The following is a 25,302-nucleotide window of genomic DNA, read 5'->3' on the forward strand; positions in this document are numbered from 1 at the left end:
GGCAGCGACAGCAACACGACGTCCGCACTGCTGAGCACATCCTTGACCGAGGTGGCACCGGTCGCACCGCAGTCGGCCACGTTGGCTGCCACGGTGTCGAAGCCGATCACCTCGACTCCGGCGTCGACGAGGCAGCGTGCCATACGGCCGCCCATGTTGCCCAGGCCGATGAATCCGACGGGACCGCCGCGTCCGGGCTTCTGTGATGTGACGTCAGACAACGTCTGCTCCTCTCTGTGTGGCTGCGACGCAGCGCGATGGTGTTGGCGTAGGGGCGATGACGACCGCGAACTCTGCGGTGTCGTGCGCGGGGAAGCGCGTCATGACCTCCGGATCGTGGCCGGGCACCAGGATGGCGTTTCGCTCGACGACGATGCGCTTCATCGTGTCGAAGCCGGCGTACATCGCCTCGAGGTCGGCGACGACGAGGAACGGCATGTCCCGCTCGATCTCCTCGTAGTAGTGCGTCGCGTCCGAACTGAGCAGGACGGTGCCCGCCTCGGTGTTGACCAGGACGATCGCCTGCCCTGGGGAATGACCGCCGAGTTCGATCAACTCGATTCCCGGAGCGATGTCAGAACGACCCTCGAAGAAGGTCATTCGTCCCTGGCGTGCGATCTCGCCGAGCAACTCGAGCTCCCGTGTCTCGGCAGAGTGTCGAAACTGCAAGCGATGCGCCATCTCTCCGGTCCAGAAATCGAACTCGGTCTTCGGGGTGATGATCGGCGACCGCGGGAACAGGTCGAGGTTGCCGGCGTGATCGTAGTGAGCGTGGGTCAGGATCACGGTGGCGTCATCAGGGTCCACGTCGAGGGCTGTGAGTGCATCAGCGGGGTGGATGAGGTGGCCGCGTTGGCGTGCCCGCCCGCCCTCGACGCTGTATCCGGTGTCGACGACGAAGGTGCGCTGAGCGTTTCGCACGATCCAGATGAAATAGTCCATGCCGATCGGGCCATCGGGCTCGTCGTAGAGATGATGATTGAGATACACGAGGCTACGCAGCGTCTGCCTCGACGCGTAGCGCACTGCGAGCACCTCGTAGACGTCGTCGTCCATCAGGTTCACCGGATTTCCGTTATGCATGTGTCCCCGGGACCGAGGACTGAGATGTCATACGGTAAGGCAATATCCGGCCCATGCCTATGGCGTTGCTCGACGGCAGCTGATCTGTGCGCAAATCTTAAGCCGGACAGCGCGATTTCTAGATCTCCTTACCCCGAGACGTCAATAGGCTGAGCGTTGGATCAGACCGTCATGACTCGGATGTATGACAATCAATGCAGGAGGAACCATGAAGTTCGACGACACGCACGACGAGACGTACCGCGAGGGCATCGAGATGCGCAAGGCGGTGCTCGGGGCGGAGCATGTGCAACGCTCCCTCGACAACGTCACCGAGTTCTCGCGGCCCATACAGGAATTGGTCACCGAGTACTGCTGGGGTGCGGTGTGGACGCGTCCAGGACTCGATCGCAAGACCCGGAGCCTGCTGAACCTCGCCATGCTCACAACACTCAATCGCGGACATGAGTTGGCAGTTCACGTTCGCGGCGCTGTCACCAATGGCTGCACCGAGGAAGAAATCCAGGAAGTGCTGATCCAGACCGCGATCTATGCCGGGGTGCCCGCGGCATTGGAGTCGTTCCGGATCGCAGAGGCAACCCTCTCGGAGATCCGCGTCAACGCCTGACGACTCGCGCGCCTGACGACCCGGGCGCCTGACGATTCGTTCGACCCCGGACGCTACCGTGCCGACATGGGTACCGCGTCCGGGGTGCGTCGCGCGGTGGTGCGAAGACGAAATGCCGCGGGTGTCTCGCCGGTGGTGCTCTTGAACACCTGACCGAAGTGCGATGCACCGGAGAAGCCCCAATGTGTGGCGATGGTGGCCACCGGTACGTCCACTTTCATCGGGTCGGCGAGCTCTTCGCACGCGCGCGCCACCCGGCGCTCCCGGATTCGCGCCGCAGCGCTCTGACCGCTGAGTCGGAAGATGTTGTGCACGTGCCGAACTGAGAGATGATGCGCGGCCGCGAGCTCGTTGACGTCGAGATCGGGATCAGGCAGACGCTCCTCGATGTGACGATACATCTCCCGCAACAGGACGACGTGCGGGTCGGATTCCGACCAACTCCCGTCGCAGTCGTCGAGGATCACCGCGAGTCCGAGTTGGGCGGCGCTCCGCATGACCCGGTAGCGCTGGTGGCCATCGAGCATCTCATAGCCTGCAACGATGGTGTTCAACAGATGGGTGAGCGCCCCCGTGAGCGACCCCTGACCCGCGCGGATCGCCGTCAGTCCGAACTCTGCAAGAGGTATCTCCACCTCGCTCCAGGGAATCGACAAGTCGACGCTGCGGCTGTCGGGTGACGCCGCCGTGGTAGCCGTCCGGCTGGTGAGCACCCCCGTGTCACCGGGCCTCAGCGTCGTTTCGGTGGTTCCGGAACCGACTCTGCTGTGCCCGGTGAGCTGGACTCGCACCACCGTCGACGATGAGTCCGGATAGGTGGGAAAGCTTTGTCCGGCAACGTCTTCGGAGATCAACTCGGTGACCCGGACATTGGTTGCCGGAGCCGTGAACGATCGCACAGCCGGTGATCGGCCGGGGCCGGGGCCCGAGAACCTGCCGCCAGTGCGTCCACCCGACAGTGGTGTGCGCTTTTGGCCCATGCCTGCGCATCGATCAGCATCTACATTCATCTGTGAACCGCGCAACACAGAACCTCCGGTGTGACTCATGACTCGTCATGATTGTATGACAATCGTACAACAAGTCCAGGGGCGGCGCGGTCGAGCGGCGATCGTCCGAATGCGATCGAGACGTCTGAAAGGAATCGGTAGCGATGCACAACTTTCCACGGCCGACGCAGGAGCGGCTCTACGCCCAGCGATCACCGGTCGACGAGACCTGCCCGGAATGCGGCAGTTCAACGGCAGTCGCCGAGTACCGGGTGCTCGGCGAGGGTGGCTGGTGGGACGTCACCAAATGCCAGGACTGCCTGTACACGGTGACCAAGACGAGGACACCGAGGCTGGGTTCGTTCACACCTGTCGTACCCGCCAGGACAGCCGCTGGCGTCGGGCAGAGGGGGAGTGAGCACGATGTTCGGAGTTGATGTCGGCGGTACCTTCACCGACGTCGTCGCGGTGCGCGACGGCAAGATCTCGGTGACCAAGGTGCCCAGTAGTCGTTCCAATCCCCCGGCGCCGGTTGTCGAGGGTGCCAAGAGACTCGGCGTGGCCGGTAGCACTGTCTTCAACCACGCCAGCACCATGGGGCTCAACGCGGTCATCGAGCGGCGACTGCCCAAGATCGCATATCTGACCACGGACGGTTTCCGGGACGTCCTCGACCGGGGAAACGTGCACCGCCCGCTGGACGCCCAGACCGATCCCGCATAGCGTCGGTCGTTCGGCGATGCCAACCGGCCGCTGGTGCCGAGATACCTGCGGCGCGGCGTCGTCGAGCGTGTCACCGCCGACGGAAACGTTCTCATCGAACTCGACGAGTCCAGTGCGCGGCATCAGCTCGAGGTGCTCGGCAAGTGCGGCGTCGAAGGCATCGCCATCTGTACCATCAACAGCTACGTCAACCCGGCGCACGAGATCCGCCTCAGGGAACTCGTGCACGAGGTTCTCGGTGACGACATGGTGGTGTCCATCTCCTCCGAGACATCGCCCCTGGCGAAGGAATACACGCGCGCGTCGACGACGGTCATCGACGTCTTCATGAAGCTGATCTTCACCGACTACTCAGCTCACATCGATCGCGAGCTGCGGGAACTCGGTTTCGACGGCGAGTTGAACTTCGCCGACTGTGCGGCAACACTTCTGCCGTGGCAGGAGGCGCTCAATCGCCCGTTCCGCATCCTGTTCGCCGGGCCGGCGGCAGGCACCATCTCCAGTGTGCGACTCGGCGCCGCCATCGGAGAGAACAACCTCCTCTGCGCCGATGTCGGCGGGACATCGACGGACGTGTCGTTGATCGTCGACGGAAAGCCGTTCATCGAGAACACCTTCGAGCTCGAGCACGATCTCGTGATCAATGCGCTCTCGACCGAGGTGTACAGCGTCGGTGCAGGCGGCGGCAGTCTGGTCGGGATCGCGCCGTCGGGCGGCATTCAGGTCGGACCGGGGTCGGCAGGTGCAGAACCGGGACCGGCCTGCTACGGGCGCGGGGGCACCCAGCCCGCAGTGACCGACGCCTGCCTGTTGATGGGCATCCTCGACGGCGAGGCGTTCGCCGCAGGTGAGATGTTCCTCGACAAGGAGGCTTCACGCGCGGCGTTCGAAGCGCTCGACACTCCGATCGACTTCTCTGAACGTGTCGCCTCGGCGTACTGGCTTGCGGTGTCGAACATCGCCGAAGAAGTCCTCAATGTTGCTGTGCGGCACGGCGTCGACATCCGCGACTTCGCGCTCATGTCCTACGGTGCTGCTGGACCCATGCTGTTGCCGGCGGTGCTCGACCTGCTGCCACTGAAGAACGCGATCATTCCGCCGTACCCCGGGCTCTTCTCCGCGCTCGGACTGCTCTCCACCGATCAGGTCTTCTACGAATCACGTAGTGCATACATGGTGTTGTCCCCGGACAACGCCGACCAGGTGGCCGAGGTCTTCGACGAGATGGAGCGCACCCTGCGCGAACGCGTCGGTGCCGCGGGCGCAGACCTCAGGGTCAGGCGGAGCTTCGACGGACGCCTACTCGGCCAGAGTTGGGAAACACCCTTCATCGAGATCACCGGCGACACGATCACACAGGACACCGTGGGCGACATGATCGCGGCATTCCACCGCGCCTACGAGGACCGCAACGGCCATCGCTTCGAGCAGATCCCGGTGGAAGGCGTCACCTATCGCGTCGAGTTGATCGTTCCCTCGGAGAAGGTGGAGTACATCCCCGTCGAGAACCGGGCACCGTTCACCGCATCGCCCGACAGGTTGATCACTCTGGAATACCTCACCGACACCCCGGTCACTGCGGGCGAGTACCAGCGGGCAGAGCTCGCCGTGGGTGCGACCGTGGAGGGTCCCGCGGTGATTCGCGAAGATCTGTCCACCACCATCGTCCTGCCCGAGCAGACGGCACTCGTCGGGCGGTGCGGCGAGCTCATCATCGAAAGGAAGACGAAATGACACTCGTCGAACAGGCGGCTCCCGTGGAGTCGTCGCAGATACGTGATCTCGACGCCGAGATGTTCACCCACCTCTACGGGTGCGATCGATACACCGCCACCGTTCTGAGCAACCGTTTCGACTACCTCGTCGAACACATGAGTGCTCGCCTGCTGACCGGTGCATTCTCGCCGGTGCTCCGCGACTTCTACGACCTCGCGTGCACCATCAGCGGACCGACGGACCTCGATTACCTTGTGCCTGCGGCGAGCAACGGCATCGTGCTGATGGCTGGCACCGCACTGGACGGGGTCGCCAACACGGTCGAGGAGTTCGGTCCGGAGAACCTCGCCGAAGGCGACGTGCTCATCTCCAACGACCCCTACCGCACGGGCAACCACAACAACGACCTGACATTCATCCGGCCGGTCTTCGTCGACGGCAGGATCATCGGCTTCGTCAATCTCAATGCGCACCAACTGGATATGGGTGGTGTGGTTCCGGGCGGCTTCAGTGCGACGAAACGAAACGTCTACGAGAACGGGCTGGTGATCTCACCACGCCTCTTGGTGCACAAGGGCGAGAAGGTCCCCGAGACCTGGAATCTGATCTTCGACAACGTCCGGATGGCCGACATCCTCTACCCGGACATGCTGACGATCTGCTCCAGCCTCGAACTCGGCGAGCAACTGTTGCTCGAGTCCGTCGAGCGATACGGACTGGCGGCGGTGCACGGCACCATGCGCTACGTCTGCGACCTCGGTGCCGAATCCATGGCAACCGCGTTGTCGGTGCTCGCCGACGGCGACTGGACAGGGAGCGAGCAGATCGACTGCGACGGGGTCGACGACACCGAGCACTATTCGCTCGAGGTCGCGATCCGTAAGCGGGGCGCGCGCATCGAGGTGGACTTCTCCGGGACGTCACGGCAGGCGCGTAGCTCGGTCAACGCCACCGCGTGGGACACCAAGACATCGGTGGGCATCGCCCTCAAGTACCTCTTCCTCCCGCACGGGCGGTTCAACTCCGGCCTCTACCGCAACGTCGACATCGTCTTGCCGGAGGGCACCATGCTGTCGGCGCTTCCGCCCGACGGTTGTGTCTTCATGTACTGGGAACAGAATCAGATCATCCTGACCGCCATGCTGCGTGCGCTCGCCGATGCGGTGGGTGACGCCGCGATCGGCGGCGATCGGGGCAGTGCCGACCTGCATACCGCTTTCGGTGAACTGCCGGACGGAACGCAGTGGGTCTCGGCGCTGCAGTGTGGTGGAGAGGTGGGCCCATACGGTGCCAACCAGTTCGGTGATGCCGACAGTCAGTGCATGAGCTATCAGGCCAACGGCGTCGCACCTCCCATCGAAGCGATCGAGAAGAACGCGCCTGCCGTTGTTCTGCGACATGAGATGAAGATCGACTCCGCTGGGCCCGGTCATTTCCGTGGTGGTGCCGCGGTGCTGCGGGATACGGTGTGGAAGCTCGACGCCGGCCACTCCCTGACATCGTTGCGGTACAAGAACGCAGCGGGTTTCGGCGCACAGGGCGGCAAAGACGGTGCCCGCGGTGGCATCTGGATGTTCGAGCCGGGATCCGACGGTGCGGTGTCGGCGCCTGATGCCGACGACGCGTCGTATCGTGCCGCGACGCCGTGGGCCGGGGTCGTCGACCCCGAGACGCACCTTCCGTCCGACGACGGTGACTTCGTGTACCCGTTCTCCGCCGACCGCAACGTCTCTCGAGCCAATTCGGTGATCCGCTATGTCACCAACGCCGGCGGCGGTTGGGGAGACCCGTTCACCCGTGATCCGCAGAAGGTACTCATCGACGTCCGTGATCAGTACGTGTCGGTGGAAGGCGCTGCGCGAGACTACGGCGTCGTGGTGATCGGCGACCCCGAGAACGATCCCGAAGGCCTGGTCCTGGACGAACAGGCGACGAATGCCCTGAGAAAGACCCACACGGGGAACACACAGACGGAAGGACAGCGACGATGACCGGCAGCTTGTTCGCGCCACCGAGCGCCGTCGACAATCGATCGGTTGTCGACACCCTGATCGCCCGTGCGGCAGACCTGCGTCCGCGGCTACGGAAGATGCAGGCACAGCACGAGGACCTCGGCGGCTACAGTGCCGAGATCCACGAGGAATTCCTGGACGCGGGGTTCTATCGGGCACTGGTTCCGCGCCGCTACGGTGGCTTCGAGATGGGTCTCGACGACTTCATGCGCCTCGGTATCGAGATCTCGCGCGCAGACCCGGGTGTGGGGTGGAGCTTCATCCTCGGCGCGGGTCACGCCTACCACGTGGCATGCTTCTTCGGCGAGCAGGCGCAGGAGGAACTGTTCGCGGGAACGTTCATCGCTCCCGGTCGGACCGTGCCGTCGGGCAAGGCTGTGAAGGTGCCGGGCGGCTATCGACTCAGCGGGCGATGGGACTACTGCTCCGGTTCAGCATGGAGCACCCATGCGATGGTGCTCGCACGGACAGAAGGCCCCGACGGCGAGGCAGGTGAGCAACGGATCTTCATCATCCCCCGGTCCTCCTACACCGTCCTCGACGACTGGGGCGGCGACCAGACCATCGGTATGCGTGCCTCGAGTTCGAACTCGATCACCGTGGAAGACGTTCTGGTTCCCGATCACCTCAGTGTCGTCTACGATTTCCGCGACCACGTGCTCGGCACCGAGGGCACACCCGGGTACCGGCTGCACAAGAATCCGATGTACCTCGGTCGTACGCTCACCTACTTCAACGCAGAACTCGTGGCGACGCAGGTCGGCGCGGCGTGGGCGGCGATCGACCAGTTCGAGGAGTTGATGGAGGCGCGCCCGGCCAGCTTCCCGCCGCGGACCCCGCGCATCCAGACCCCCGAGTACCACCGGTGGTTCGGAAACCTACTCGCACAGATCGATTCGGCCGAGAACCTGCTGATCTCCGCCGTGCGGCAGCACGAGGCCCTCGGCCGCAAGTGGGTGGATACTGGCGAGGAGTTCACCCCGGAGCAGGATGCACGCCTACGTGGGATCGTGCAGACCGCGGCCCGGATCGCCAACGATGCCGTGGATCTCGCGTTCTCCACTGCGGGCAGCACGTCCGCCAAGAAGGGCTCGTCGATGGAGAAGTACTACCGTGACGTCGCGATGTACAAGACGCACATCGCCGCACAGTGGGACGTGACGTTCAATTCGTTGTCGCACTTCCACTTCGGAGAACCGCTGGTCTTCTGATTGAGCTAGACCGCGAGTCGCCGCAGGCTTCGCACCGCGTTGTCTGCGGCGACCCGCAGGTGGTCGTCGTAGAGCTCCTCAGCGCGCTCGGCGTCGCCGTCTCGTGCCGCGTCGACCAAGCCGCGGAGCTTGTCGATCGAAACCGAATGGTCGGCGGGCATGCCCTGAGCCCGCAGCACGCGCAGTCTGCTCTGCAGATTCCCGACCAGGGATTCGAGGACCGGGCTACGCGCGCCCGCCACGATCACGGCGTGATAGTCATCCACGGCGTCGAGAATGCGCAGCGGTTCACCGGATTCCGTCGCTTCGGCGAACGCCTCCGCGGCTGCGGCCAACGCGATGATCTGCGACCTTGCCGCACGCTCGACGAACCGTCGGACCAGGAGTCCCTCGAGACGACGACGCGCCTCGTAGAGTTCCTGCGCTTCCTCCACCGACGGGGAACTGACGATGGCGCCCTTCTGCGGCACGACGGTGATCAACCCCTCGGAGGTCAACTCGCGCAGCGCCTCACGCACCGTGGTGCGGGAGACGCCCAGTTGTTCGATGAGTTCTCGTTCGATCAGACGTTGGCCGGGGGCGAGTGTGAAGTCGAGTATGGCCGCACGCAGTGCGTCGATGACCTGTTCGCGTAGCGGAGCTGCCACCCGCCCCACCGGACCGGGCGTCCAGCTCTCGGCCAGCGTCTTGCTCGGTGACACTTCTCTACTGGCAGCCACGCGCTCTCCCTACCCGCTTCACACCCGTACGACAAGTCTACGAAACAGGAGTTGGTGGTGAGGTGCTCATACCCGGCGACGACGGCAGAAGACTCTCATTGTCATATCGTCCGATACACCTGAGGAAAGGTCGCGAATGCGCGCGCATGCAGCAGTGATGGTCGCCGAGGACGCCCCGCTGGAGTACCTGGAGATCGACTTTCGGCCGCCGGCCCCGACCGACGTCGTCGTTCGAGTCGAGGCGACCCCGTTCTGCATCACCGACTGGCTCGGCGTGCGCGGAGCGCTGGGGATCGCCGCTCGCGGAATCCTGCCGACGATTCTGGGACATGCAGCGGTGGGTGAAGTGGTCGACGTGGGAGCCGACGTCACCAGGGTCCGCGCCGGTGATCGTGTGATCGTTCCCGCCACGCCCGAATGCGGTCGCTGTCAGTGGTGCGCGCACGGGCGAATGGATCAGTGCGCCGAGCTGTTCGCGCCACCGGCTGTGATCGGCTCGACCACCGACGGCGTACCCGTCACCGCATACGGCAACGTCGGCAGCTACGCCGAGGTCGTTGTCGTCCGGGAGATCGGGGTGTTCGCCGTGCGCAGCGACCTCCCGGCCGAATGGCTCTCGATGATCGGCTGCGGGATCTGTTCCGGCGTCGGAGCGGTGCTCAACGTGGCGCAGGTGCGTCCCGGCAGTTCAGTGGCGATCATCGGCTGTGGCCAGGTGGGGCTGTGGATGGTGCAGGGGGCGCGTCTGGCCGGGGCAGACCGCATCATCGCAGCCGATCCGGACGAGTCGCGTCGTAGCAGCGCGCTCCGGCTGGGCGCGACGGACGTCATCGACTCCGGCGCGGTCGACGTCGTCGGGTGCATCAAGGATCTGACCGCGGGCATCGGAGTCGACTACGGCTTCGACGCCGGCGGGACCTCCGGCGCTGTCGTCGACGCGTTCAGGGCGACGTCCCTGGCGGGAGTGGTTGTGCTCACCTCGCTCGAAAGCACCTCCGCGACAGTGACGCTCCCGCTGTTCGACCTCGCACTGCGCGGTCGGGACGTGCGCAGCGCGCAGTCGGGACGCACCTCGTTCACCCGCGACATCCCGTTGTACACGCGATGGCTGGAGACCGGGCAACTCGATGCGCCCGCGATGCTGGGTAATCGTTATCGGCTCGGCGACGTGAACGGGGCACTCGACGCCGCTGGGCGGCGCACAGAGTTGACACCCATGATCGTGAACTGACCTCTTCGCCCGCAGCATCGTGCTTCACGTTATCGACACGGATGTGCACATTTCTCCGATGTGGGTGACGTGCATCACGCCATACCGTGAAAGCAATCCACAAGACATCTGGGAAATCGACAGACGTAAGGGTCTCGGTTTCCGAGCACGGAGGAGCAGCGATGACAACCACGAATCCCATTGGCGCCGAGGCGGCACCCCGCGTCGATGCCGACAGCTACCGGGCCATCTTCCGGGACCATCCCGCGGGGGTCGCGGTCATCACCGCAGACGCAGGGAATGGGCCCGCGGGGCTGACCGCGACATCGGTGTCGTCGGTGTCCGCCACTCCGCCCATGATCGTCTTCTCGCTGTCGAACGCCTCGTCCGCGGCGCCGACGATCGCCGCAGCGGACACCGTCGTGGTGCACATGATGACGGCCGACCAGATGCACCATGCACTCACCTTCGCCACGAGTGGCATCGACCGGTTCGCCGACCGCTCCACCTGGACGCGACTGCCCAGCGGAGAACCGCTGCTGCAACCGGCCGCACGATGGATGCGCGGAAAGGTCGTCGATCGCGTCATCGCGGGGACCGCGACGGTCCTGACCGTCGAAGTGCTCGAGACCCACATCGACAACGATGCCGATCCGTCGGTGCCCCTCGTCTACCACGACCGCGCATGGCACACACTCGGCGAGCATTCACGCGTGAGCTGATCAACCACACGTTTGCCAGAAGGAGACGATCATGACAACCCTCACCAGCAACGACGGCTTCGTCGAGCACTATGACGCCACCAAGCTCCGGAAGTCCTTCGTGCGTTCCACGTCGTGCATCAACCGCATCCACCATGCGCGTGAGGAACTGTTGTCGGGCAAGCCGGTACTGCTCGTCGACGACGACGGTGACGAGGCCGCGGGCCACCTGGTGATCTGCGCCGAGCAGGCGCGGGTCGGCGCGGTGTCGTTCCTGGTGCGTCACAGCTCCGGGTATCTCTGCGTGGCAATGGAATCCGAACGGTGTCGCAAGCTCGGACTGCCGCCGGCCTGGGAGTCGGACGCACCGGATCGCAGTCGATTCGACTATCGGATAGCAGTGGATGCTGCGACCGGCATCGGCACCGGGATCTCGGCGACCGATCGTGCTCGGACGGCGCACGTACTCGCCGACGAGGCGACGGTTCCGGGTGATCTGACACGTCCGGGTCACGTCATCCCCGTCGCCGCGGCGCCGACAGGCGTGCTCACCGCGGATGCATCAGTGCCCGAGTTCGTCGTCGAACTCGTGCGCGCCACCGGCAAGAATCCGGTGGCGATGTACGGCGCGATGGTCGGTGAGGGCATCACCTCGCTGCCGAGCCGACGCGAGCTGTTGGACTTCGCGGCACAACATTCGTTGGTTGTGCTGACGCACAACGATATTCGCATGGCGGTCGCTCATCGGGACGGACGTTCACCCGAGGCTGCGGTTCTGGTCGAGGCAAATGACACCGTCCGCATTTATCAGATCGACGGCGTCGGTCTCCCGACGCCGTGCCACGTTGTCGCGCCGGCGCAGTTGCGTCGAGAGTCGGAAGTCGTCGTAGAGGTCCGCCAGGTAGAGGGTGTCGCAGGGCTGCTCACCGGCTTGTCGACAGCTTTCGCTACCGCGTCGTCGACCGAAACGGTGACCGTGTACGTGCCGTCGACGTCGCGACTGACGCAGATCCTCGCGCCGACCCTCGTGACCCGGGCACTCGACGCAGTGGGTTGCACCGCATCGGCGCGTCGCGACAACCTCTCGTCGCACCGGGCTCACCTGCCGGCCCGAGAACCCGTCGCAGCGACGAACTGAACGTCATCCCTGCATACGCGTCACTCGATCACAGTTAGGGTTTCATGGAATTCACACATACGACGCTCGGCCAGCGGGTGCGTTTCGCAACGGGGCACGCTGCCGAGCATCTGCGATCGGAACTGTCCGAGCAGGGCATCTCGCGGCCGATGGTGATCGTGTCCGACCGCGACCGTCCACTGGCGGACGCCGGAACCGCCGACACGAAGCCCTCGGTGTGGTGGAGCGACATCGCCCAGCATGTTCCGGTCCAACTCGTGGAGCGGGCCACCACTGCTGCGCGGGACAGTGGCGCGGATGGAGTGGTCTGTATCGGTGGCGGATCGATCACCGGACTGGCCAAAGCTGTTGCACTGCATACCGGACTGCCCATCATCTCGGTGCCCACCACCTACGCGGGGTCGGAAGCCACCAACGTGTGGGGGATGACCGAGAACGGCGTGAAGACGACCGGCGTCGACGACCGTGTGCTCCCCGCAGCGGTGATCTACGACGCAGAGCTCGTACGTGGGCTGCCGACCGAACTCGCCATGGCATCCGGGCTCAATGCTCTGGCACATTGCGTGGATTCGCTGTGGGCGCCCCGAGCGGATCCCATCAACCGGGCCCTGTCGCTCGAGGCTGCAGGCGCGCTCTCGTCGGCGCTGCGCGGGATCGCGGTGGACAGCGGCGACACGGAAAGTCTCGAAAAGGCGTTGTACGGTTCCTATCTCGCAGGGGTCGCGTTCGCGAGTGCCGGTTCAGGACTGCACCACAAGATCTGCCATGTACTCGGTGGCGCCTTCGATCTCCCTCACGCGCAGACGCACGCGGTGGTTCTCCCGCACGTTCTGGCGTTCAACGCGCCGGCGGTGCCCGATCTCGCGGCACGCCTCGCGGTCGCGCTGGGCGCCACGGCAGCCGGGCAGGGTGAGGTGACGGCGGTCGCGGCACTGAACGAGCTCTATTCGGCCGTCGACGCCCCGAATCGTCTGTCGGATATCGGCTTTCCCGACGACGGTGCTGAGCTGGTGGTCGATCGCATCCTCGAGGTGGCCCCGCCGTCGAACCCGATGCCGGTGTCCCGGAGCGCACTGCTGTCGCTGCTCGCTGCCGCTCGGGTGGGAGCGCCCCCGGTCGGCGACGACGCAGGATCTCGTGTCGAGGGCGGTGCGCGATGAAGGCGGCCGTTCTGCAGACCCTGGCCTCCCCTTTCGTCGTGGAGGACCTCGACTACCTGCCCCCCGAACCTGACCGGGTGTTGGTGCGCACCCACGCCACCCCCTTCTGTTCGACCGATTGCACCAACTGGGCGGGCAAGTTCGGCAAGGTGCCGCCGGTGATTCTCGGACACGCATCCATCGGAGAAGTGGTGGAGGTGGGACGCGACGTCCGACATGTGGCAGTGGGACAGCGGGTCGTCGTGCCGGGCACACCGGAATGTGGGCGCTGCTACTACTGCTCGATCGGGCGCCCCGATCAGTGTTCGGAGCTGTTCGACCGTACCGACGGCTATCCGATCGTCGCGATATCCGGCGCGGGGCAGAAGGTCCGTGCGTCGGGAAACGTAGGCGGGTACGCCGAGCTGATGAGTGTGTCCGCCAACCAGGTGTTCGCTGTCGAGTCCGATCTCGGGTCCGACGTGCTCTCCCTCATGGGCTGCGGCATCATGACCGGTGTGGGCTCGGTGTTCAATGTCGCACGGGTTCAGCCCGGCGAGAGCGTCGCGGTCATCGGCTGCGGTCATCTGGGACAGTGGGTCGTACAGGCGGCGAGACTCGCAGGAGCTGCGCAGATCTTCGCGATCGACCCGGTTGCCGAACGCACGGCGATGGCATTGAAACTGGGAGCCACACATGCGATCGATCCGGCCACGGAGGATGCGATCGAACTCGTGCGTGATGCCACGGACGGCAGGGGAAGTGACCATGCCATCGAGGCTGCGGGACCCGCGGGCTCGCAAGAACTCGCGGTGGCCGTGACCAGGAGGGCAGGCACCGTGGTACTCAACGGGGTCAAACAGCTCGGGACGACGGTGACCTACTCCCAGGTGTCGATCGCTGTGCAGGGCCGCGCGATCCTCTCCTCGCAGAACGGCAATGTGCGCATGCGCCGCGACCTCGCGCGCTATGTGTCCCTGCTGGAGGAAGGTCTCCTCGATCCGGAGCCCATCATCACCTCGCGGTATCGGCTCGACGGCATCAACGACGCCTTGCGGGCATCGGCCGAGCTGCGAGACCTCAGTGGGTTGATCGTCTTCGACCACTGAGGTCCCGCGACCCGCATCGGCACTTTCACGCCAGCGCGACCGCCCGGTGACCGGAGACAGTGAACGCCTCGTCGGCAAACGGGTTCTGTCCGTTCGTTGCGAGCGCGGCGAGACATTCACCCCACACCGGTGCGAACTTGAAACCGTTGCCGCTGAACGCGGTCGCGACGATCACGCCGTCGGACACCGTGTCGATGATCGGCATCTTGGTCGGTGTCCACGAATCCGAATGCAGTGACCATCGGACGACATCGGGTATCAGATCGGGGATCATGCGCTGAGCCTGCTCCCCGATCCAACGGAGCTGATCGCGGTCCAGTGCTGTCGGCCGGTCGCCCCAGTCGTCGAAGGCGTCGAGATCGATGTGCGGGCAGATCTTGATGCTGTACCCGTCGAGCGTCGGCACGCCGAACGCGTGCACGTCATCGAGGTCGCGCATGAATCCGGGAAATCTGTCGGCGGTGAACATCTCGACGTGACGCGGCATCAGCCACGTCAGTGCGAACGTCTTGGTCTGCACCACATCGGAGAGATCAGGCAGTAGGCGTGCCGTCCACGGGCCTGCGGTCACCATGACTCGGTCGGCGGTGAACGGCCCCCGGCTCGTATGGACCACCACGCCGTTGCCGGAATCGACGACGTCGAGCACTTCCGTCTCGTAGATCGCCGACGCCCCGTGCGCGAGAGCCTGATCCGTTGCCGCGGCCACGGCCATCTCCGGGCGCATGGCTCCACCGAGGAGGTCGAGCACACCGATGTCGTCCTCCTCGACGTGGAACTGTGGGTAGCGTTTCCGCAGTGTGTCGGCGTCGAGAATCTCGTGCGGGAGATCGAAGTGATCGATCGATGCGAGTGTGGGTGTCAGGTCCGGGTGATCGGCTGGTGCGAGACTCAGTGCGCCCACCTCGAGTAGGACGCCTCGTCCATACGCGGCTCCGAGTTCGCGCCACAACTCCCGAGAGCGTAGGAGCGCTGGGGTGAAGAGTTCACCCTCTTTGGCTGCGACGCGGAACAGCCGTGACTCCCCGGCATATGCGCCCTCGGTGTGAACACGTCCGAACTGTTCGACACCCAGGACGTCGACGCCCTGTTGCGCCAACTGCCACAACGTCATCGAGCCGATCGAACCCAGTCCGACCACGATCACCGAGTGATGTCGATTGCCGTCACTCATGACAGCGCCGGGCTTTCCCAGAGGTTGAGCGGGGTGCCGATGCCGCGCTCGACCGCATTGCGGTACACGACAGTGCCCCAGGCGACATCCTCGACAGGCATGCCGCCGACCGAGAGGATCACGATCTCGTCGTCGTTGCGACGACCCTCGACGGCCCCCGCCGCGACGGCGCCCAGATCGACCAGTTCCTCGCGCGGCATGGAGCCGTCGTGGATCATGTCCATGAACTTGCAGCCGATGATGGGAATCGTGTTGTGCGAGGGATATTCGGTCTCTTCGAACCACGCATCATAGAGACCGATGTTGTCGACGACTTTACGAACGTCGGATGCCTTGAGTCCCTCGTCGATCTCGCAGCTCGCCGGCATACTGAGGAATGCGCCGGGCTTGAGCCAGTCACGTCGGATCAACGGGTAGGTCGAGGGATCGCCGATCTCACCGGAGGTGCAGTAGGTGACGATGTCGCTGTCGCGCACCGCGTCTTCGATGTCGTCGACCTCGATGACGGTCAGTTGCGGAAACTCCTGGGACACCCACCCGTTGAACGTGTCGAGGCTTGCGCGACTGCGCCCCTTCACCTTCACGGTATCGATCTTCGGGCAGGTCGCCATGAACGCCGCCAACGAGGTACGAGCCATCACGCCCGGGCCGACGATTCCGACGACCTGTGCGTCTTCACGCGCCAGGAAACGTGCACCGACGCCGGGGACCGCGCCGGTTCGGTACGCAGACAACAGGTTCGCAGACATCAGTGCCAACGGTGCGCCGGTGTCGGTGTCGTTGAGCATGAACATGAGGATCGAACGAGGCAGTCCCTTCTCGCGGTTGGCGATGTTGGAGCCGTACCACTTCATACCGCTCGTGCCGAAGCTGCCACCGAGGTATGCGGGCATCGCCATGAATCGACGATCTGCGGTGTTCTTGGGCATGGTCTCGAACGGGGATTCGTCCGGAAACGTGACCATCGCGCCGTGCGAGTCACTGTTGGTGCCCGCCATGCGGTAGTCGCCCGAGTGCAACAGCACGAACGTCTGCTCCATGGCGTCGACACATGCTGCCATGTCGGTCACGCCCGCGGCGATCATGTCGGGTTCGGAAAGATAGCGGAAGTCGATGGAGGTGCTCATGAGTAGTCCTGTTTCGTGATGGGAGAGGGAGTTTTTGGAACAATCAGACCGCGATGGCGGTGGTGAGGGACTCATACGCGACGACATTGCGTCGACGCATGATGAGCACCTGGACGATACCGAGGGCAACGGCCGCGACCACCAGGGCGAAGAAGAAGTCGGCCAACGATTGTGAGCCACCGATCAGTGTCGGGAAGTTCCAGATCACCGCGACGAGGATCGTGATCAATCCGACGAAGCCGAGCGCGGGAGCGATCACGGAACGCCACAGCCCTGCCTGAATGTCGTTGCGGCGGAAGTAGACCAGAACCGCGAGGCAGGTCAGCGCCATGAGGACCACGATGCCGAGCGTTGCGACACCGGAGAACCAGGCGAACACCTCGAGTTCGGGGTCGAGACCCAGCGCTGCGAACACCACGATGAGTAGTCCCGCAGTGATGCTCTGTACCAGCGAACTGACGTGCGGTGACAGATGATTCGGATGCACGGTGCCGAGTCTGGAGGGCATGGCGGTTGCCGACGCCATCGAGTGCTGGTAGCGCGAGATCACGTTGTGGAAACTCAGGATGCATGCGAACAGGCTGGTGATCAACAGGACATTGACGGTGGTTGACGCCCAGGTGCCCAGATAGGTCTGCGCCGTCGCCATGATCATCCCCGCGGGATCCTTCTCCGCGGCAGCTACCACGTTGTCCGGTCCCCACGCCATCACCAGCGCCCACGAGGAGAACGCGTAGAACACACCGATGAGCAGGACAGCCGCATAGGTTGCACGTGGAATGGTGCGGTCGGGGTCCTTGGCCTCGTTGCGGAAGATCGCGGTCGCCTCGAAACCGATGAAGCCCGCCACCGCGAACATGAGCCCGATGCCGGGTGCACCCGACATGACCGAGGAGGGTTCGAACGACGCCATCGACAGCCCTTGCGCGCCGCCCTTGACCATGATGGCGATGTTGAGGATCAGCACGATCCCGATCTCCGCGATCAGGAGCAGACCGAGCACCTTGGAACTCAACTCGATGTGACGGTAGCCCAGGATGCCGGTGAACGCGGCGATGACGAGTGCCCACACCCACCAGGCGATCGACGGTCCTCCGAGGTCGGAGACACCGGAGGAGATGAGAACGCCGATCAGGCCGTAGACCGCTGCCTGGATCATCGTGTACGTCAGCAACGCCAGGTGAGCTGTGCCCAGACCGAGTGGGCGCCCGAGGCCGTATCCGACATAGGTGAAGAAGGCTCCCGGCCGCGGGATGTAGCGGGCCATCGCACTCAACCCCACCGAGAAGAGAAGCAGGACGACGGCGGCGATGACGAACATCGAGGGAACGCCCGCGCCGTTGCCGAGCAGGAAGGCAATGGGAACACCGCCGCCGACGACGGTGAGCGGCGCGGCCGCCGCGACAACCATGAAGACGATGGCTCCCACACCGAGTGAGCCCTTCAGGGATCGGGAGGATGAGCCGGGGGAGGTGGCGGTGGCGGCGCCGGTATCGATAGATGCCATGTGATTCTCCGTGCGAGAGGGTGGGCGACGTCGTCGATGCGACGTCGTGCGAACTGGGGCGTCGATGCCCGTGCACCCATGGTGGGGCCGCTCCGTCGCGGCGTCGTTGCTCCGCAGTAACACCTTGCCGCCACCATCGTGGGACGATCGCCGACGCTCAGACCCATTGCGTGTCACGCTCGCAACACCGGGGAGTAACACCGCCGAAACACGGCCTGGTTAGCGTCCGCGCTATGTCGGGACCAGCCAGAGATCGCGTGCGTACGCGTCTTCGTCTCGGTGCCCGTACGCCACTGGTCGGGCTCGATCGGCGGAGTCTCGGTTTCACCGACGTCGTCGCACAATCCGTGGCCGTGATGGCACCGTGCGCAGCAGCCGCAACGATACCGATGCTTCTCGGCCAGGCGAATGCGCCGCTCGTGTGGTGCGTCGTGACGGCCACTGTGCTGTGTGCTCTGGTGGCATCGACGCTCGGCGTCTTCGCATCCCGCGTGGTCGCTCCCGGTGCGCTCTACACCTATGCGGCCAAGGGCCTCGGCCCCGCCGCGGGGGCGGCCACCGCCGCCGCGATGACTCTCGGTTACGGCTCGCTGGCGATGTTCACGCTGTCGCAGGCGGCGGTATACGGATTGCGGATCTTCGGGGTGACGTCGCCGTCGACGGTGACGACGAGCCTTGCAATCGCCGGGATCGCGGTCCTCATGGCTGTTCTCCTGATTCGTGGCATACGCGTGTCGGCTCGAGTGGGTTTGGTGATCGAAGCCGTCGCCGTCGCCGGATTGCTGGCACTGGTGGGCGTGCTGGTCGTGCGCAACTGGGACCACATGTCGCTGCGTGCAGCGGTCGCCGGGCCGACGGGGTGGTCGAATTACTTTGCGGGCGTTGCGGTCGCGACATGCGGGATCATCGGATTCGAGAGCGCGGCCACACTCTCGGTAGAGGCAAAGCGCCCCCTGCGGACGATCCCGAGGGCCATCAGCACCTCACTGCTCATCGGTTCGGTCGTCGTGTTGATCGCAACGCTCGCGCAGTCGGGTGGTGCGACCGTTCTCGACGGGATCTCAGCGCTCGGTGAGGGCGATATCAGCGGTCTCACCGCGACCGTCGGCGCCGCCTGGGTGGCCCCGTTGGTGAATGTCGGGGTGTGTGCGTCGTTTCTGGCGTGTGCGTTGGCGAGCACGACGGCTTTGACGCGCACGCTGCTGTCCCTGGCACGCGAAGGAGTTCTGCCTGCTCGGATCGGCTACACGCATCCACGATTCAAGACCCCTGTCGTCGGAGTCGTGGTGAGCTTGCTGGCGATGGTCGCGGTGATCGTCGTCGCGCTGGCATGCGGCGCCTCGGAGAGCGCGATGCGGGGCTCGATGGCGTCGGCACCGGCCATCGGTTTCATGGTCGCCTACATCCTCGTCTGCATCGCAGCGCCGGTTTTTGCGCACCGGACCGGTGAGCTGCAGAAGCGAACAGCGGTGGTCGCCTGCCTCGCGGCACTCGGGTTCGGCGGGATTCTGGTCGTGTTCGTGGCGACGAACATCAGCGGACAGTGGGCGCCCGGCATCATAGGTGCGCTTTCCTGGCTCGTCGTGGCAGCTGTCGGCTACCTGGCGCTCCGACGTCTCCGCCCGCCGGTGACCGCACGAATCGGCATCCACGAGACGCCCATGCGGTCAGAAGTCTTCAGTGGACACGTCGATTCCGACGCGATACTCAGCGGCGGTCCGCCACGATGAGTCCGGCTTTCGGCGGCGACTCGTCGTCGCGTTCGGTGATCAATGCGCTCCAGATTCTCGAGGAGGTCGCGACGATGGGGCCGGGGGTGACGGCCGTCGAACTGTCCCGACACCTCGGATTGTCGAAATCCGCGACGTATCGGCTCGTCAATCTGCTCGCGCAGGAGGAATATCTCGTCCGGACACCGGATCTCGGTGGATTCGCGCTCGGCTCCAGAATCGACCGCATGATCGGCGCAGCGGCAGGTCCCGCGATGTCCGATCAATTGCGTGCGACGCTCGACGACGTCCGCGCCGGCTTGCGATTCGGGCTGCATCTCTTCGGATGTCATCGCGCGGGTACCGCGCGGGCACGGCTCAGCCTGATCGACATCGATCCGGACTATCCGTTGAGCGATCCAGGACGACTCCTGCACGATCTGACCGCGTCCGCTGCAGGCAGGTTGATGGCCGCAGTCGGGTCGGGGCATCGTACGGTGGTCCCGACACATGCGAGCCAGATCGGTTCGTTCATCCCGAATTTCGGTTGCGTGTCGGTTCCGGTGTGGGGAGTCGACACCTCGTTGGTCGCGACGCTGGCCATCGCCGCTCCCGCCAAACACATCGAGAACCCGGAGACTCTGGTGCGGTTGCTCGACGGCCCCGCCCGCCGCGTCGCAGAGATCATGGCCGCCTCGCCGGCCGGCGAGTGAGTCACCACCCGAACCCGCCCCGACAGCGCTCCTATCCCTTTGGTGATACGGAGATGCCACTGACTGCGGTTACCTAGCTCACACTCTGGCTGATTCCATTGCTGCACAGGCAAATCAGTCAAGAGAACGAGTTCGAAGGAGACAGTGGTGGGTTACTTCAAGGATGCCGACGAGCTGGATCACTACATCGGTGGCGTGTTCCGCGATGCAGGCGAGCATCCCGAGTCGGGTCCCAAGCTCAAAGCAGCCAACATCGTGATGCGGGTGCTCTACAACGATCCCGACTGCGAGGTCACCATCGCCTTCCGCGATGACTACCAGGTGGTTTCGGGACCGTCCGATCTGAAGCCCGACATCACGCTGCTGATGCGTGGCGACACCGCGGACCAGTTCTGGCGCGGCGAGTACAACCTCGCGGTCGGACTGGCGAAGGGGCAGGTCAAGGCGAAGGGGCCGGTCAACAAGATCCTCAAGCTCGTACCGCTGACCAAGCCGCTCTTCCCGATGTACCGGGAGAAGGTCGCAGCGAAGGACGCGGAGGTGAAGGCGTGAGCACCATGAAGGCCGCGGTGCTGCGCGCTCCTCATGTGCTCGAGGTCGCCGACGTCCCGATCCCCTCGATCACCGAGCCGACCGATCTGCTGCTGAAGGTCGAGAAGACCGCCATCTGCGGCACAGACCTACACCCCTACGAGGGCAGGCTCGAACTCGAATCCGACATCATCCTCGGCCACGAGTTCCTGGGCACCGTCGTCGATGTCGGAAGTGCCGTCACACAGTTCTCGCCGGGGGACCGGGCGGTGTCGTCGTGTGTGGTCAGTTGTGGTGCCTGCTATCAGTGTCGTCGCCATCAGCCGGGCAACTGCGCAGGCAGCCGCATCTTCGGGTTGGGACTGGCTCTCGGCGACCTCGACGGTGGTCAAGCCGAGTACGTCGTCGTGCCGTCCGCGGACATCACTGCCCGCGCGATCCCGGAGGGCGATGGCATCGACGACGACGACATCCTGTTCGCCGGCGACATCATGACGACGGGTCACGAGGCCGTCGCGCGTGCCATGCGGCCGGGCGACATCGTGGCCATCGTCGGGGCCGGCCCGGTCGGGCTCTGCGCTGCGATGTCGGCGGTTGCGCTGGGGGCCAGCAAGGTCATCGTCGTCGACAAGGTCGCCGCGCGACTGACCGAGGCGGAGAAGTTCGGGGCGATCGGGGTGAACTCCAGCGAGACCGACGGCACCGACGCAGTGCTCGATCTCTCCGACTGGCGTGGTGCGGATGTCGTCGTCGACGCCGTCGGGCACCCGTCGGCTCTGCTGGCCGCGATTCCCCTGCTGCGCGCGGGCGGCACCCTGTCGATCCCCGGTGTGTACACCGAGGACACCATCGACGGATTCCCGTTCTCCGAGCTCTATCTCAAGGGCATCAAGGTGGAGATGGGGGTCAGTCACATCACTGAGTACATGGACGAGGTCATCGGACTGATGACCGCGGGCAAACTGCACCCGAGCGCCATGATCTCTCATCGGATGGGGCTGTCCGAAGCCGCAGATGCATACAAGCTCTTCGAGGCCAGAGAGGCCATGAAGATCCTTCTCGATCCCGCCAGGTGAAACCATGACAAGTATTGACGTACAACACTATTCGATGCTCATCGGTGGTGAACGAGTCGACACCGACGACACCATGACGATCATCAATCCCGCCGACGAGTCGGTTGTCGCGACAGTCCCCAAGGGGACGGCCACCCACATCGACGCCGCTGTGGCCGCGGCGAAGAGTGCGTTCGAGTCCGGTGCGTGGTCGGGTAAGACCCCGCAGGAGCGTGCGCAGATCATGCGCGCTATCGCTGCCGCGGCCAACGATCAGGTCGAGGAACTGGTGGAACTCGAGATGTCCGCCAACGGCGCAACTGTCCGCCAGGCCACCGGGTTCCACGTCGGGTATGCGCTGGCACACTTCAACTTCTTCGCCGACCTCGCCGACACTTATCAGTTCGTACGCCCCGCTCCCGTCGTGAGTTTCCCTGCACTCGCGCAGACTGTGGTCCACCGTGAACCATTGGGCGTAGTCGGTGCGATCGCGCCGTGGAACTTCCCGCTGTTGTTGACCCTGTGGAAGGTCGGGCCGGCGTTGGCCGCAGGGAACTCCGTGGTGGTCAAACCCGACGAGCACACGCCTCTGTCGATGTTGAAATTCGCTGAGATCGCAGAAGCCAATGGTCTTCCGAGGGGTGTTCTCAACGTCGTTCCCGGAGATGGTCGAGATGCAGGTGCTCGCCTGGCGAGTCATCCCGATGTCGCCAAGATCGCGTTCACCGGATCCACCCAGATCGGTCGAGAGATCATGAAGCTGGCGTCCGGGACGGTCAAGGAGGTCACGCTCGAACTGGGCGGCAAGGGTCCGTCGATCGTTCTCGACGACGCGGACCTCGACATGGCGGTCGACGGTGTCCTCTACGGGTGCTTCACCTACTCGGGACAGATCTGCGAGTCGGGCACCCGGGCGATTGTGCCGCGAGAACTGCACGACGAGTTCGTTTCTCGTCTCATAGAGCGGGCCAGGACCATCGTGGTCGGCGCCCCGGACGACTGGGATACCGACATGGGTCCGGTCATCGACGCCAAGCAGCAGGCTCGCATCCTGTCCTATATCGACGGGGCGAAGGCCGAAGGCGCAACCGTTGCCCTGGGCGGCGGTAAGCCTGCCGGAATCGATCGTGGCTTCTACGTCGAACCGACGATTCTCGCCGATGTCGAGAACTCGATGACCGTTGCGCGTGAGGAGATCTTCGGACCGGTGCTGTCGGTGATCGCCTATGACACAGAGGACGAAGCAGTGGCCATCGCCAACGACAGCGAGTACGGCCTGGCCGCCAGCGTCTGGACCCGGGACAACGCGCGGGGACTCGCGGTCGCAGATGCTGTGCAGTGCGGCAGCGTGTGGATCAACGACGCCCACCAGATCAATGCGCAGGTGCCGTTCGGCGGTTACAAGCAGAGCGGTATCGGCCGCGAACTCGGGCCGGATGCACTCGACGAGTACACGCAGGCCAAGGCAGTCCACCTTGACCTATCCGGTGGACGAGACGCGAAACCATACGACATTCTGCTCAGCCACGCTGACGACTGAACGTCGTTTCGTGATGACGAACTAGATGAAAGATATCTCATGTCAACAACTTTCGACGATCGAGAACTGAGTTTCGATGACGACGACGGTGATCTGGTCCCGTCGAACGATGTGGCGGCCACGCGTGAGTTCCACCCGCTCAACGTGTCGTCGGACGCGTTCTGGGATCAAGACGCCCCAGAGCGCGAGAAGATCTACAGGGTGCTGCGCGAGACCGCGCCGGTGACCTGGCAGGAGCCGATTCAGAGTGCGGTGGTGCCCGATCCTGATGATCCGGGCTTCTGGGCAGTTGTCAGACACGAACACATCGCCGAGGTGAGTAAGCGTAACGATGTCTTCGTCTCGGGCTACGGCGTGATGTTCGACCTGCTGCCGTCGATGTTGCTCGAGATGGCCATGTCGTTTCTCGCCATGGACAACCCGCAGCACGACAAGATCCGCAAGCTGGTCAGCGCGGCCTTCACCCCCAAGCAGATCAAGAAGATCGAATTCGATATCGCCGACCGTGCACGTCGAATCGTCGCCGCGGCTGCCGACAAGGACGAGATCGATTTCGTTGCCGACATCGCCCGCCACCTGCCGATCGAGATGTACGGCGACATGTTCGGTATACCGGCCGACAAGGTGCACGGTGTCGCCCATGCCGCCGACGACATCACCGCATGGGCCGACCCCGACCTGCTCGCCGGCCGAGACCCGATCGACGTGCAGAGCGAGGCAGGTCTGTTCATTCACGATCTCGCAGAAGAACTGATCGCCGAACGAAGAGAGAACCCGACCAACGACCTCCTGACCAATCTGGTGCAGGCAGAGGTCGACGGCGAGAGCCTCACCGACTTCGAGATCGGCGCCGTCATGACGTTGTTCTCGGTGGCAGCGACCGATACGACGCGGCACACCACGAGTTTTGCGGTGAAAGCGCTGACGGACTTCCCCGAGCAGCGTGCCTGGCTGTGGGAGGACTTCGAGGGGCGAATCAACACCGCGATCGAGGAGTTCCTGCGGTGGGGGTCGGTTGTCCTCACCTTCCGTCGGACCTGCGTCGCCGAGTACGAACTCGGCGGACAGACGATCCTGCCGGGCGACAAGGTCGTGATGATGTACGGCTCGGGCAACTGGGACACCGAAGTGTTCGAGAACCCGGACACCTTCGACCTCAGCCGTAGTCCCAACCCGCATGTCACGTTCGGCGGTGGCGGTGTCCACTACTGCGTCGGCAACCAGTTGGCGAAGTCGATGATGCGATCGCTGTTCCGTGAACTCCATCGGCAGATGCCGGATTTCGTTGCAGGCGAGCCGAAATTGATGCGCACCAACTTCATGCGTGGAGTGCTCAGCATGCCGTTCTATCCGCACGGGAGGAAGTGATGACGATGACCGCAACCTGTCGTATCAAGGTCGACCTGGGGAAGTGCTCCGGGTTGGGGCTGTGCGAAGCCGAAGCACCCGACCACTTCGAGATCGGCGACGACGGTCAACTCACCGTGCTGTCATTCGATGTCTCCGAACGTGATCGGGCCGACGTCGAACAGGCTGTACGCGCGTGTCCGACACAGGCCATCACCATCGAGGAATGAGAACCGAGGACT

24 protein-coding genes and 1 pseudogene are annotated in these 25,302 nt (G+C 64.4%); 18 read left to right on the forward strand and 7 right to left on the reverse strand.

The window, feature by feature from the left end; all coding sequences use genetic code 11:
• Positions 1-221: NAD(P)-binding domain-containing protein (locus tag GOOTI_RS14185; protein WP_007239289.1), on the reverse strand; the 221-nt coding region annotated here is incomplete at its 3' end.
• Positions 214-1,056: an N-acyl homoserine lactonase family protein gene (locus GOOTI_RS14190; protein WP_233425506.1), complete on the reverse strand. Its 843-nt coding sequence runs from the start codon at positions 1,054-1,056 to the stop codon at positions 214-216. The genes GOOTI_RS14185 and GOOTI_RS14190, both read right to left, overlap by 8 nt.
• Before the next feature lie 235 nt (positions 1,057-1,291).
• On the opposite strand from GOOTI_RS14190, the gene GOOTI_RS14195 reads away from it, so the two are divergent.
• The gene (locus GOOTI_RS14195) at positions 1,292-1,690 is read left to right on the forward strand and encodes a carboxymuconolactone decarboxylase family protein (protein WP_005168834.1); all 399 of its coding nucleotides are present in this window, start codon (positions 1,292-1,294) and stop codon (positions 1,688-1,690) included.
• A gap of 53 nt (positions 1,691-1,743) precedes the next feature.
• Here the strand turns inward: GOOTI_RS14195 and GOOTI_RS14200 are convergent, their stop codons facing one another.
• Positions 1,744-2,670 (reverse strand): AraC family transcriptional regulator, encoded by a 927-nt coding sequence (locus GOOTI_RS14200; protein WP_083835922.1) that lies wholly within the window; start codon positions 2,668-2,670, stop codon positions 1,744-1,746.
• A gap of 173 nt (positions 2,671-2,843) precedes the next feature.
• On the opposite strand from GOOTI_RS14200, the gene GOOTI_RS25200 reads away from it, so the two are divergent.
• The 5 genes and pseudogenes from GOOTI_RS25200 to GOOTI_RS14215 all read left to right on the forward strand — a co-directional run bounded on the left by GOOTI_RS25200 (position 2,844) and on the right by GOOTI_RS14215 (position 8,341).
• Positions 2,844-3,116, forward strand: coding sequence for a hypothetical protein (locus GOOTI_RS25200; RefSeq protein WP_007239292.1), 273 nt, complete (start codon positions 2,844-2,846; stop codon positions 3,114-3,116).
• Positions 3,103-3,576 (forward strand): annotated as a pseudogene (locus tag GOOTI_RS26835) (hydantoinase/oxoprolinase N-terminal domain-containing protein); the annotation flags it as partial. The gene GOOTI_RS25200 and the pseudogene GOOTI_RS26835, both read left to right, overlap by 14 nt.
• Positions 3,577-5,136 (forward strand): hydantoinase/oxoprolinase family protein, encoded by a 1,560-nt coding sequence (locus GOOTI_RS14205; RefSeq protein ID WP_505674658.1) that lies wholly within the window; start codon positions 3,577-3,579, stop codon positions 5,134-5,136. It begins immediately after the preceding pseudogene.
• Positions 5,133-7,109, forward strand: a complete 1,977-nt coding sequence (locus GOOTI_RS14210) for a hydantoinase B/oxoprolinase family protein (protein ID WP_051997979.1) — start codon at positions 5,133-5,135, stop codon at positions 7,107-7,109. The genes GOOTI_RS14205 and GOOTI_RS14210 overlap by 4 nt, the downstream gene beginning before the upstream one ends.
• A complete protein-coding gene (locus GOOTI_RS14215) occupies positions 7,106-8,341 on the forward strand; it encodes an acyl-CoA dehydrogenase family protein (RefSeq protein ID WP_007239296.1) in 1,236 nt (411 codons plus the stop codon). The genes GOOTI_RS14210 and GOOTI_RS14215 overlap by 4 nt, the downstream gene beginning before the upstream one ends.
• A gap of 5 nt (positions 8,342-8,346) precedes the next feature.
• Here the strand turns inward: GOOTI_RS14215 and GOOTI_RS14220 are convergent, their stop codons facing one another.
• The gene (locus GOOTI_RS14220) at positions 8,347-9,060 is read right to left on the reverse strand and encodes a GntR family transcriptional regulator (RefSeq protein ID WP_007239297.1); all 714 of its coding nucleotides are present in this window, start codon (positions 9,058-9,060) and stop codon (positions 8,347-8,349) included.
• A gap of 136 nt (positions 9,061-9,196) precedes the next feature.
• On the opposite strand from GOOTI_RS14220, the gene GOOTI_RS14225 reads away from it, so the two are divergent.
• The 5 genes from GOOTI_RS14225 (at position 9,197) to GOOTI_RS14245 (ending at position 14,357) form a co-directional block, all read left to right on the forward strand.
• Positions 9,197-10,291, forward strand: a complete 1,095-nt coding sequence (locus GOOTI_RS14225; RefSeq protein WP_007239298.1) for an alcohol dehydrogenase catalytic domain-containing protein — start codon at positions 9,197-9,199, stop codon at positions 10,289-10,291.
• Positions 10,292-10,452: 161 nt separating this feature from the next.
• Positions 10,453-10,992 carry a flavin reductase family protein gene (locus tag GOOTI_RS14230; protein ID WP_007239299.1) on the forward strand — a complete coding sequence of 180 codons (540 nt, stop codon included), beginning with the start codon at positions 10,453-10,455 and terminating at the stop codon, positions 10,990-10,992.
• 31 nt (positions 10,993-11,023) lie between these two features.
• Positions 11,024-12,109 (forward strand): 3,4-dihydroxy-2-butanone-4-phosphate synthase, encoded by a 1,086-nt coding sequence (locus GOOTI_RS14235; protein ID WP_007239300.1) that lies wholly within the window; start codon positions 11,024-11,026, stop codon positions 12,107-12,109.
• Positions 12,110-12,153: 44 nt separating this feature from the next.
• Complete coding sequence (locus GOOTI_RS14240; RefSeq protein WP_007239301.1) at positions 12,154-13,269, forward strand: maleylacetate reductase; 1,116 nt, start codon at positions 12,154-12,156, stop codon at positions 13,267-13,269.
• Positions 13,266-14,357, forward strand: coding sequence for an alcohol dehydrogenase catalytic domain-containing protein (locus GOOTI_RS14245; RefSeq protein ID WP_007239302.1), 1,092 nt, complete (start codon positions 13,266-13,268; stop codon positions 14,355-14,357). The genes GOOTI_RS14240 and GOOTI_RS14245 overlap by 4 nt, the downstream gene beginning before the upstream one ends.
• Positions 14,358-14,382: 25 nt before the next feature.
• On the opposite strand, the gene solA is transcribed toward GOOTI_RS14245, so the two are convergent.
• From solA to GOOTI_RS14260, 3 genes are read right to left on the reverse strand one after another with little or no spacing between them, the layout of a single operon-like run.
• The gene (gene solA, locus GOOTI_RS14250) at positions 14,383-15,531 is read right to left on the reverse strand and encodes an N-methyl-L-tryptophan oxidase (protein ID WP_007239303.1); all 1,149 of its coding nucleotides are present in this window, start codon (positions 15,529-15,531) and stop codon (positions 14,383-14,385) included.
• The gene (locus GOOTI_RS14255; RefSeq protein ID WP_007239304.1) at positions 15,528-16,658 is read right to left on the reverse strand and encodes an ornithine cyclodeaminase family protein; all 1,131 of its coding nucleotides are present in this window, start codon (positions 16,656-16,658) and stop codon (positions 15,528-15,530) included. The genes solA and GOOTI_RS14255 overlap by 4 nt, the downstream gene beginning before the upstream one ends.
• A gap of 43 nt (positions 16,659-16,701) precedes the next feature.
• A complete protein-coding gene (locus tag GOOTI_RS14260) occupies positions 16,702-18,165 on the reverse strand; it encodes an APC family permease (protein ID WP_007239305.1) in 1,464 nt (487 codons plus the stop codon).
• A 233-nt stretch (positions 18,166-18,398) separates the two neighbouring features.
• Between GOOTI_RS14260 and GOOTI_RS14265 the strand changes: the two genes are divergently transcribed.
• The 7 genes from GOOTI_RS14265 (at position 18,399) to GOOTI_RS14295 (ending at position 25,290) form a co-directional block, all read left to right on the forward strand.
• A complete protein-coding gene (locus tag GOOTI_RS14265; protein ID WP_227918636.1) occupies positions 18,399-19,895 on the forward strand; it encodes an APC family permease in 1,497 nt (498 codons plus the stop codon).
• Positions 19,892-20,587, forward strand: a complete 696-nt coding sequence (locus GOOTI_RS14270; protein ID WP_007239307.1) for a helix-turn-helix domain-containing protein — start codon at positions 19,892-19,894, stop codon at positions 20,585-20,587. The genes GOOTI_RS14265 and GOOTI_RS14270 overlap by 4 nt, the downstream gene beginning before the upstream one ends.
• 147 nt (positions 20,588-20,734) lie before the next feature.
• Positions 20,735-21,139 carry an SCP2 sterol-binding domain-containing protein gene (locus GOOTI_RS14275; protein ID WP_039994131.1) on the forward strand — a complete coding sequence of 135 codons (405 nt, stop codon included), beginning with the start codon at positions 20,735-20,737 and terminating at the stop codon, positions 21,137-21,139.
• Positions 21,140-21,144: 5 nt separating this feature from the next.
• On the forward strand, positions 21,145-22,194 hold the full coding sequence (locus GOOTI_RS14280; RefSeq protein WP_233425508.1) for an alcohol dehydrogenase catalytic domain-containing protein: 1,050 nt from the start codon (positions 21,145-21,147) through the stop codon (positions 22,192-22,194).
• 4 nt (positions 22,195-22,198) lie between these two features.
• Positions 22,199-23,713: an aldehyde dehydrogenase family protein gene (locus GOOTI_RS14285; RefSeq protein ID WP_007239309.1), complete on the forward strand. Its 1,515-nt coding sequence runs from the start codon at positions 22,199-22,201 to the stop codon at positions 23,711-23,713.
• A 39-nt stretch (positions 23,714-23,752) separates the two neighbouring features.
• Entirely contained in the window at positions 23,753-25,081 is a 1,329-nt protein-coding gene (locus GOOTI_RS14290) for a cytochrome P450 (protein WP_007239310.1), read from the forward strand.
• A gap of 5 nt (positions 25,082-25,086) precedes the next feature.
• A complete protein-coding gene (locus GOOTI_RS14295; RefSeq protein WP_306302696.1) occupies positions 25,087-25,290 on the forward strand; it encodes a ferredoxin in 204 nt (67 codons plus the stop codon).
• The last annotated feature ends 12 nt before the right edge of the window (positions 25,291-25,302 follow it).

Source organism: Gordonia otitidis NBRC 100426, from assembly GCF_000248075.1.
GTDB lineage: Bacteria > Actinomycetota > Actinomycetes > Mycobacteriales > Mycobacteriaceae > Gordonia > Gordonia otitidis.

Coding starts and splice junctions, on each gene's coding strand:
- GOOTI_RS25200 (WP_007239292.1), top strand. CDS start 2,844: ATGCACAACTTTCCACGGCCGACGCAGGAGCGGCTCTACGCCCAGCGA.
- GOOTI_RS14255 (WP_007239304.1), bottom strand. CDS start 16,658: ATGAGCACCTCCATCGACTTCCGCTATCTTTCCGAACCCGACATGATC.
- GOOTI_RS14280 (WP_233425508.1), top strand. CDS start 21,145: ATGAAGGCCGCGGTGCTGCGCGCTCCTCATGTGCTCGAGGTCGCCGAC.
- GOOTI_RS14260 (WP_007239305.1), bottom strand. CDS start 18,165: ATGGCATCTATCGATACCGGCGCCGCCACCGCCACCTCCCCCGGCTCA.
- GOOTI_RS14290 (WP_007239310.1), top strand. CDS start 23,753: ATGTCAACAACTTTCGACGATCGAGAACTGAGTTTCGATGACGACGAC.
- GOOTI_RS14265 (WP_227918636.1), top strand. CDS start 18,399: ATGTCGGGACCAGCCAGAGATCGCGTGCGTACGCGTCTTCGTCTCGGT.
- GOOTI_RS14210 (WP_051997979.1), top strand. CDS start 5,133: ATGACACTCGTCGAACAGGCGGCTCCCGTGGAGTCGTCGCAGATACGT.
- GOOTI_RS14285 (WP_007239309.1), top strand. CDS start 22,199: ATGACAAGTATTGACGTACAACACTATTCGATGCTCATCGGTGGTGAA.
- GOOTI_RS14225 (WP_007239298.1), top strand. CDS start 9,197: ATGCGCGCGCATGCAGCAGTGATGGTCGCCGAGGACGCCCCGCTGGAG.
- GOOTI_RS14235 (WP_007239300.1), top strand. CDS start 11,024: ATGACAACCCTCACCAGCAACGACGGCTTCGTCGAGCACTATGACGCC.
- GOOTI_RS14195 (WP_005168834.1), top strand. CDS start 1,292: ATGAAGTTCGACGACACGCACGACGAGACGTACCGCGAGGGCATCGAG.
- solA (WP_007239303.1), bottom strand. CDS start 15,531: ATGAGTGACGGCAATCGACATCACTCGGTGATCGTGGTCGGACTGGGT.
- GOOTI_RS14230 (WP_007239299.1), top strand. CDS start 10,453: ATGACAACCACGAATCCCATTGGCGCCGAGGCGGCACCCCGCGTCGAT.
- GOOTI_RS14295 (WP_306302696.1), top strand. CDS start 25,087: ATGACCGCAACCTGTCGTATCAAGGTCGACCTGGGGAAGTGCTCCGGG.
- GOOTI_RS14215 (WP_007239296.1), top strand. CDS start 7,106: ATGACCGGCAGCTTGTTCGCGCCACCGAGCGCCGTCGACAATCGATCG.
- GOOTI_RS14245 (WP_007239302.1), top strand. CDS start 13,266: ATGAAGGCGGCCGTTCTGCAGACCCTGGCCTCCCCTTTCGTCGTGGAG.
- GOOTI_RS14270 (WP_007239307.1), top strand. CDS start 19,892: ATGAGTCCGGCTTTCGGCGGCGACTCGTCGTCGCGTTCGGTGATCAAT.
- GOOTI_RS14190 (WP_233425506.1), bottom strand. CDS start 1,056: ATGGACGACGACGTCTACGAGGTGCTCGCAGTGCGCTACGCGTCGAGG.
- GOOTI_RS14240 (WP_007239301.1), top strand. CDS start 12,154: ATGGAATTCACACATACGACGCTCGGCCAGCGGGTGCGTTTCGCAACG.
- GOOTI_RS14200 (WP_083835922.1), bottom strand. CDS start 2,670: ATGGGCCAAAAGCGCACACCACTGTCGGGTGGACGCACTGGCGGCAGG.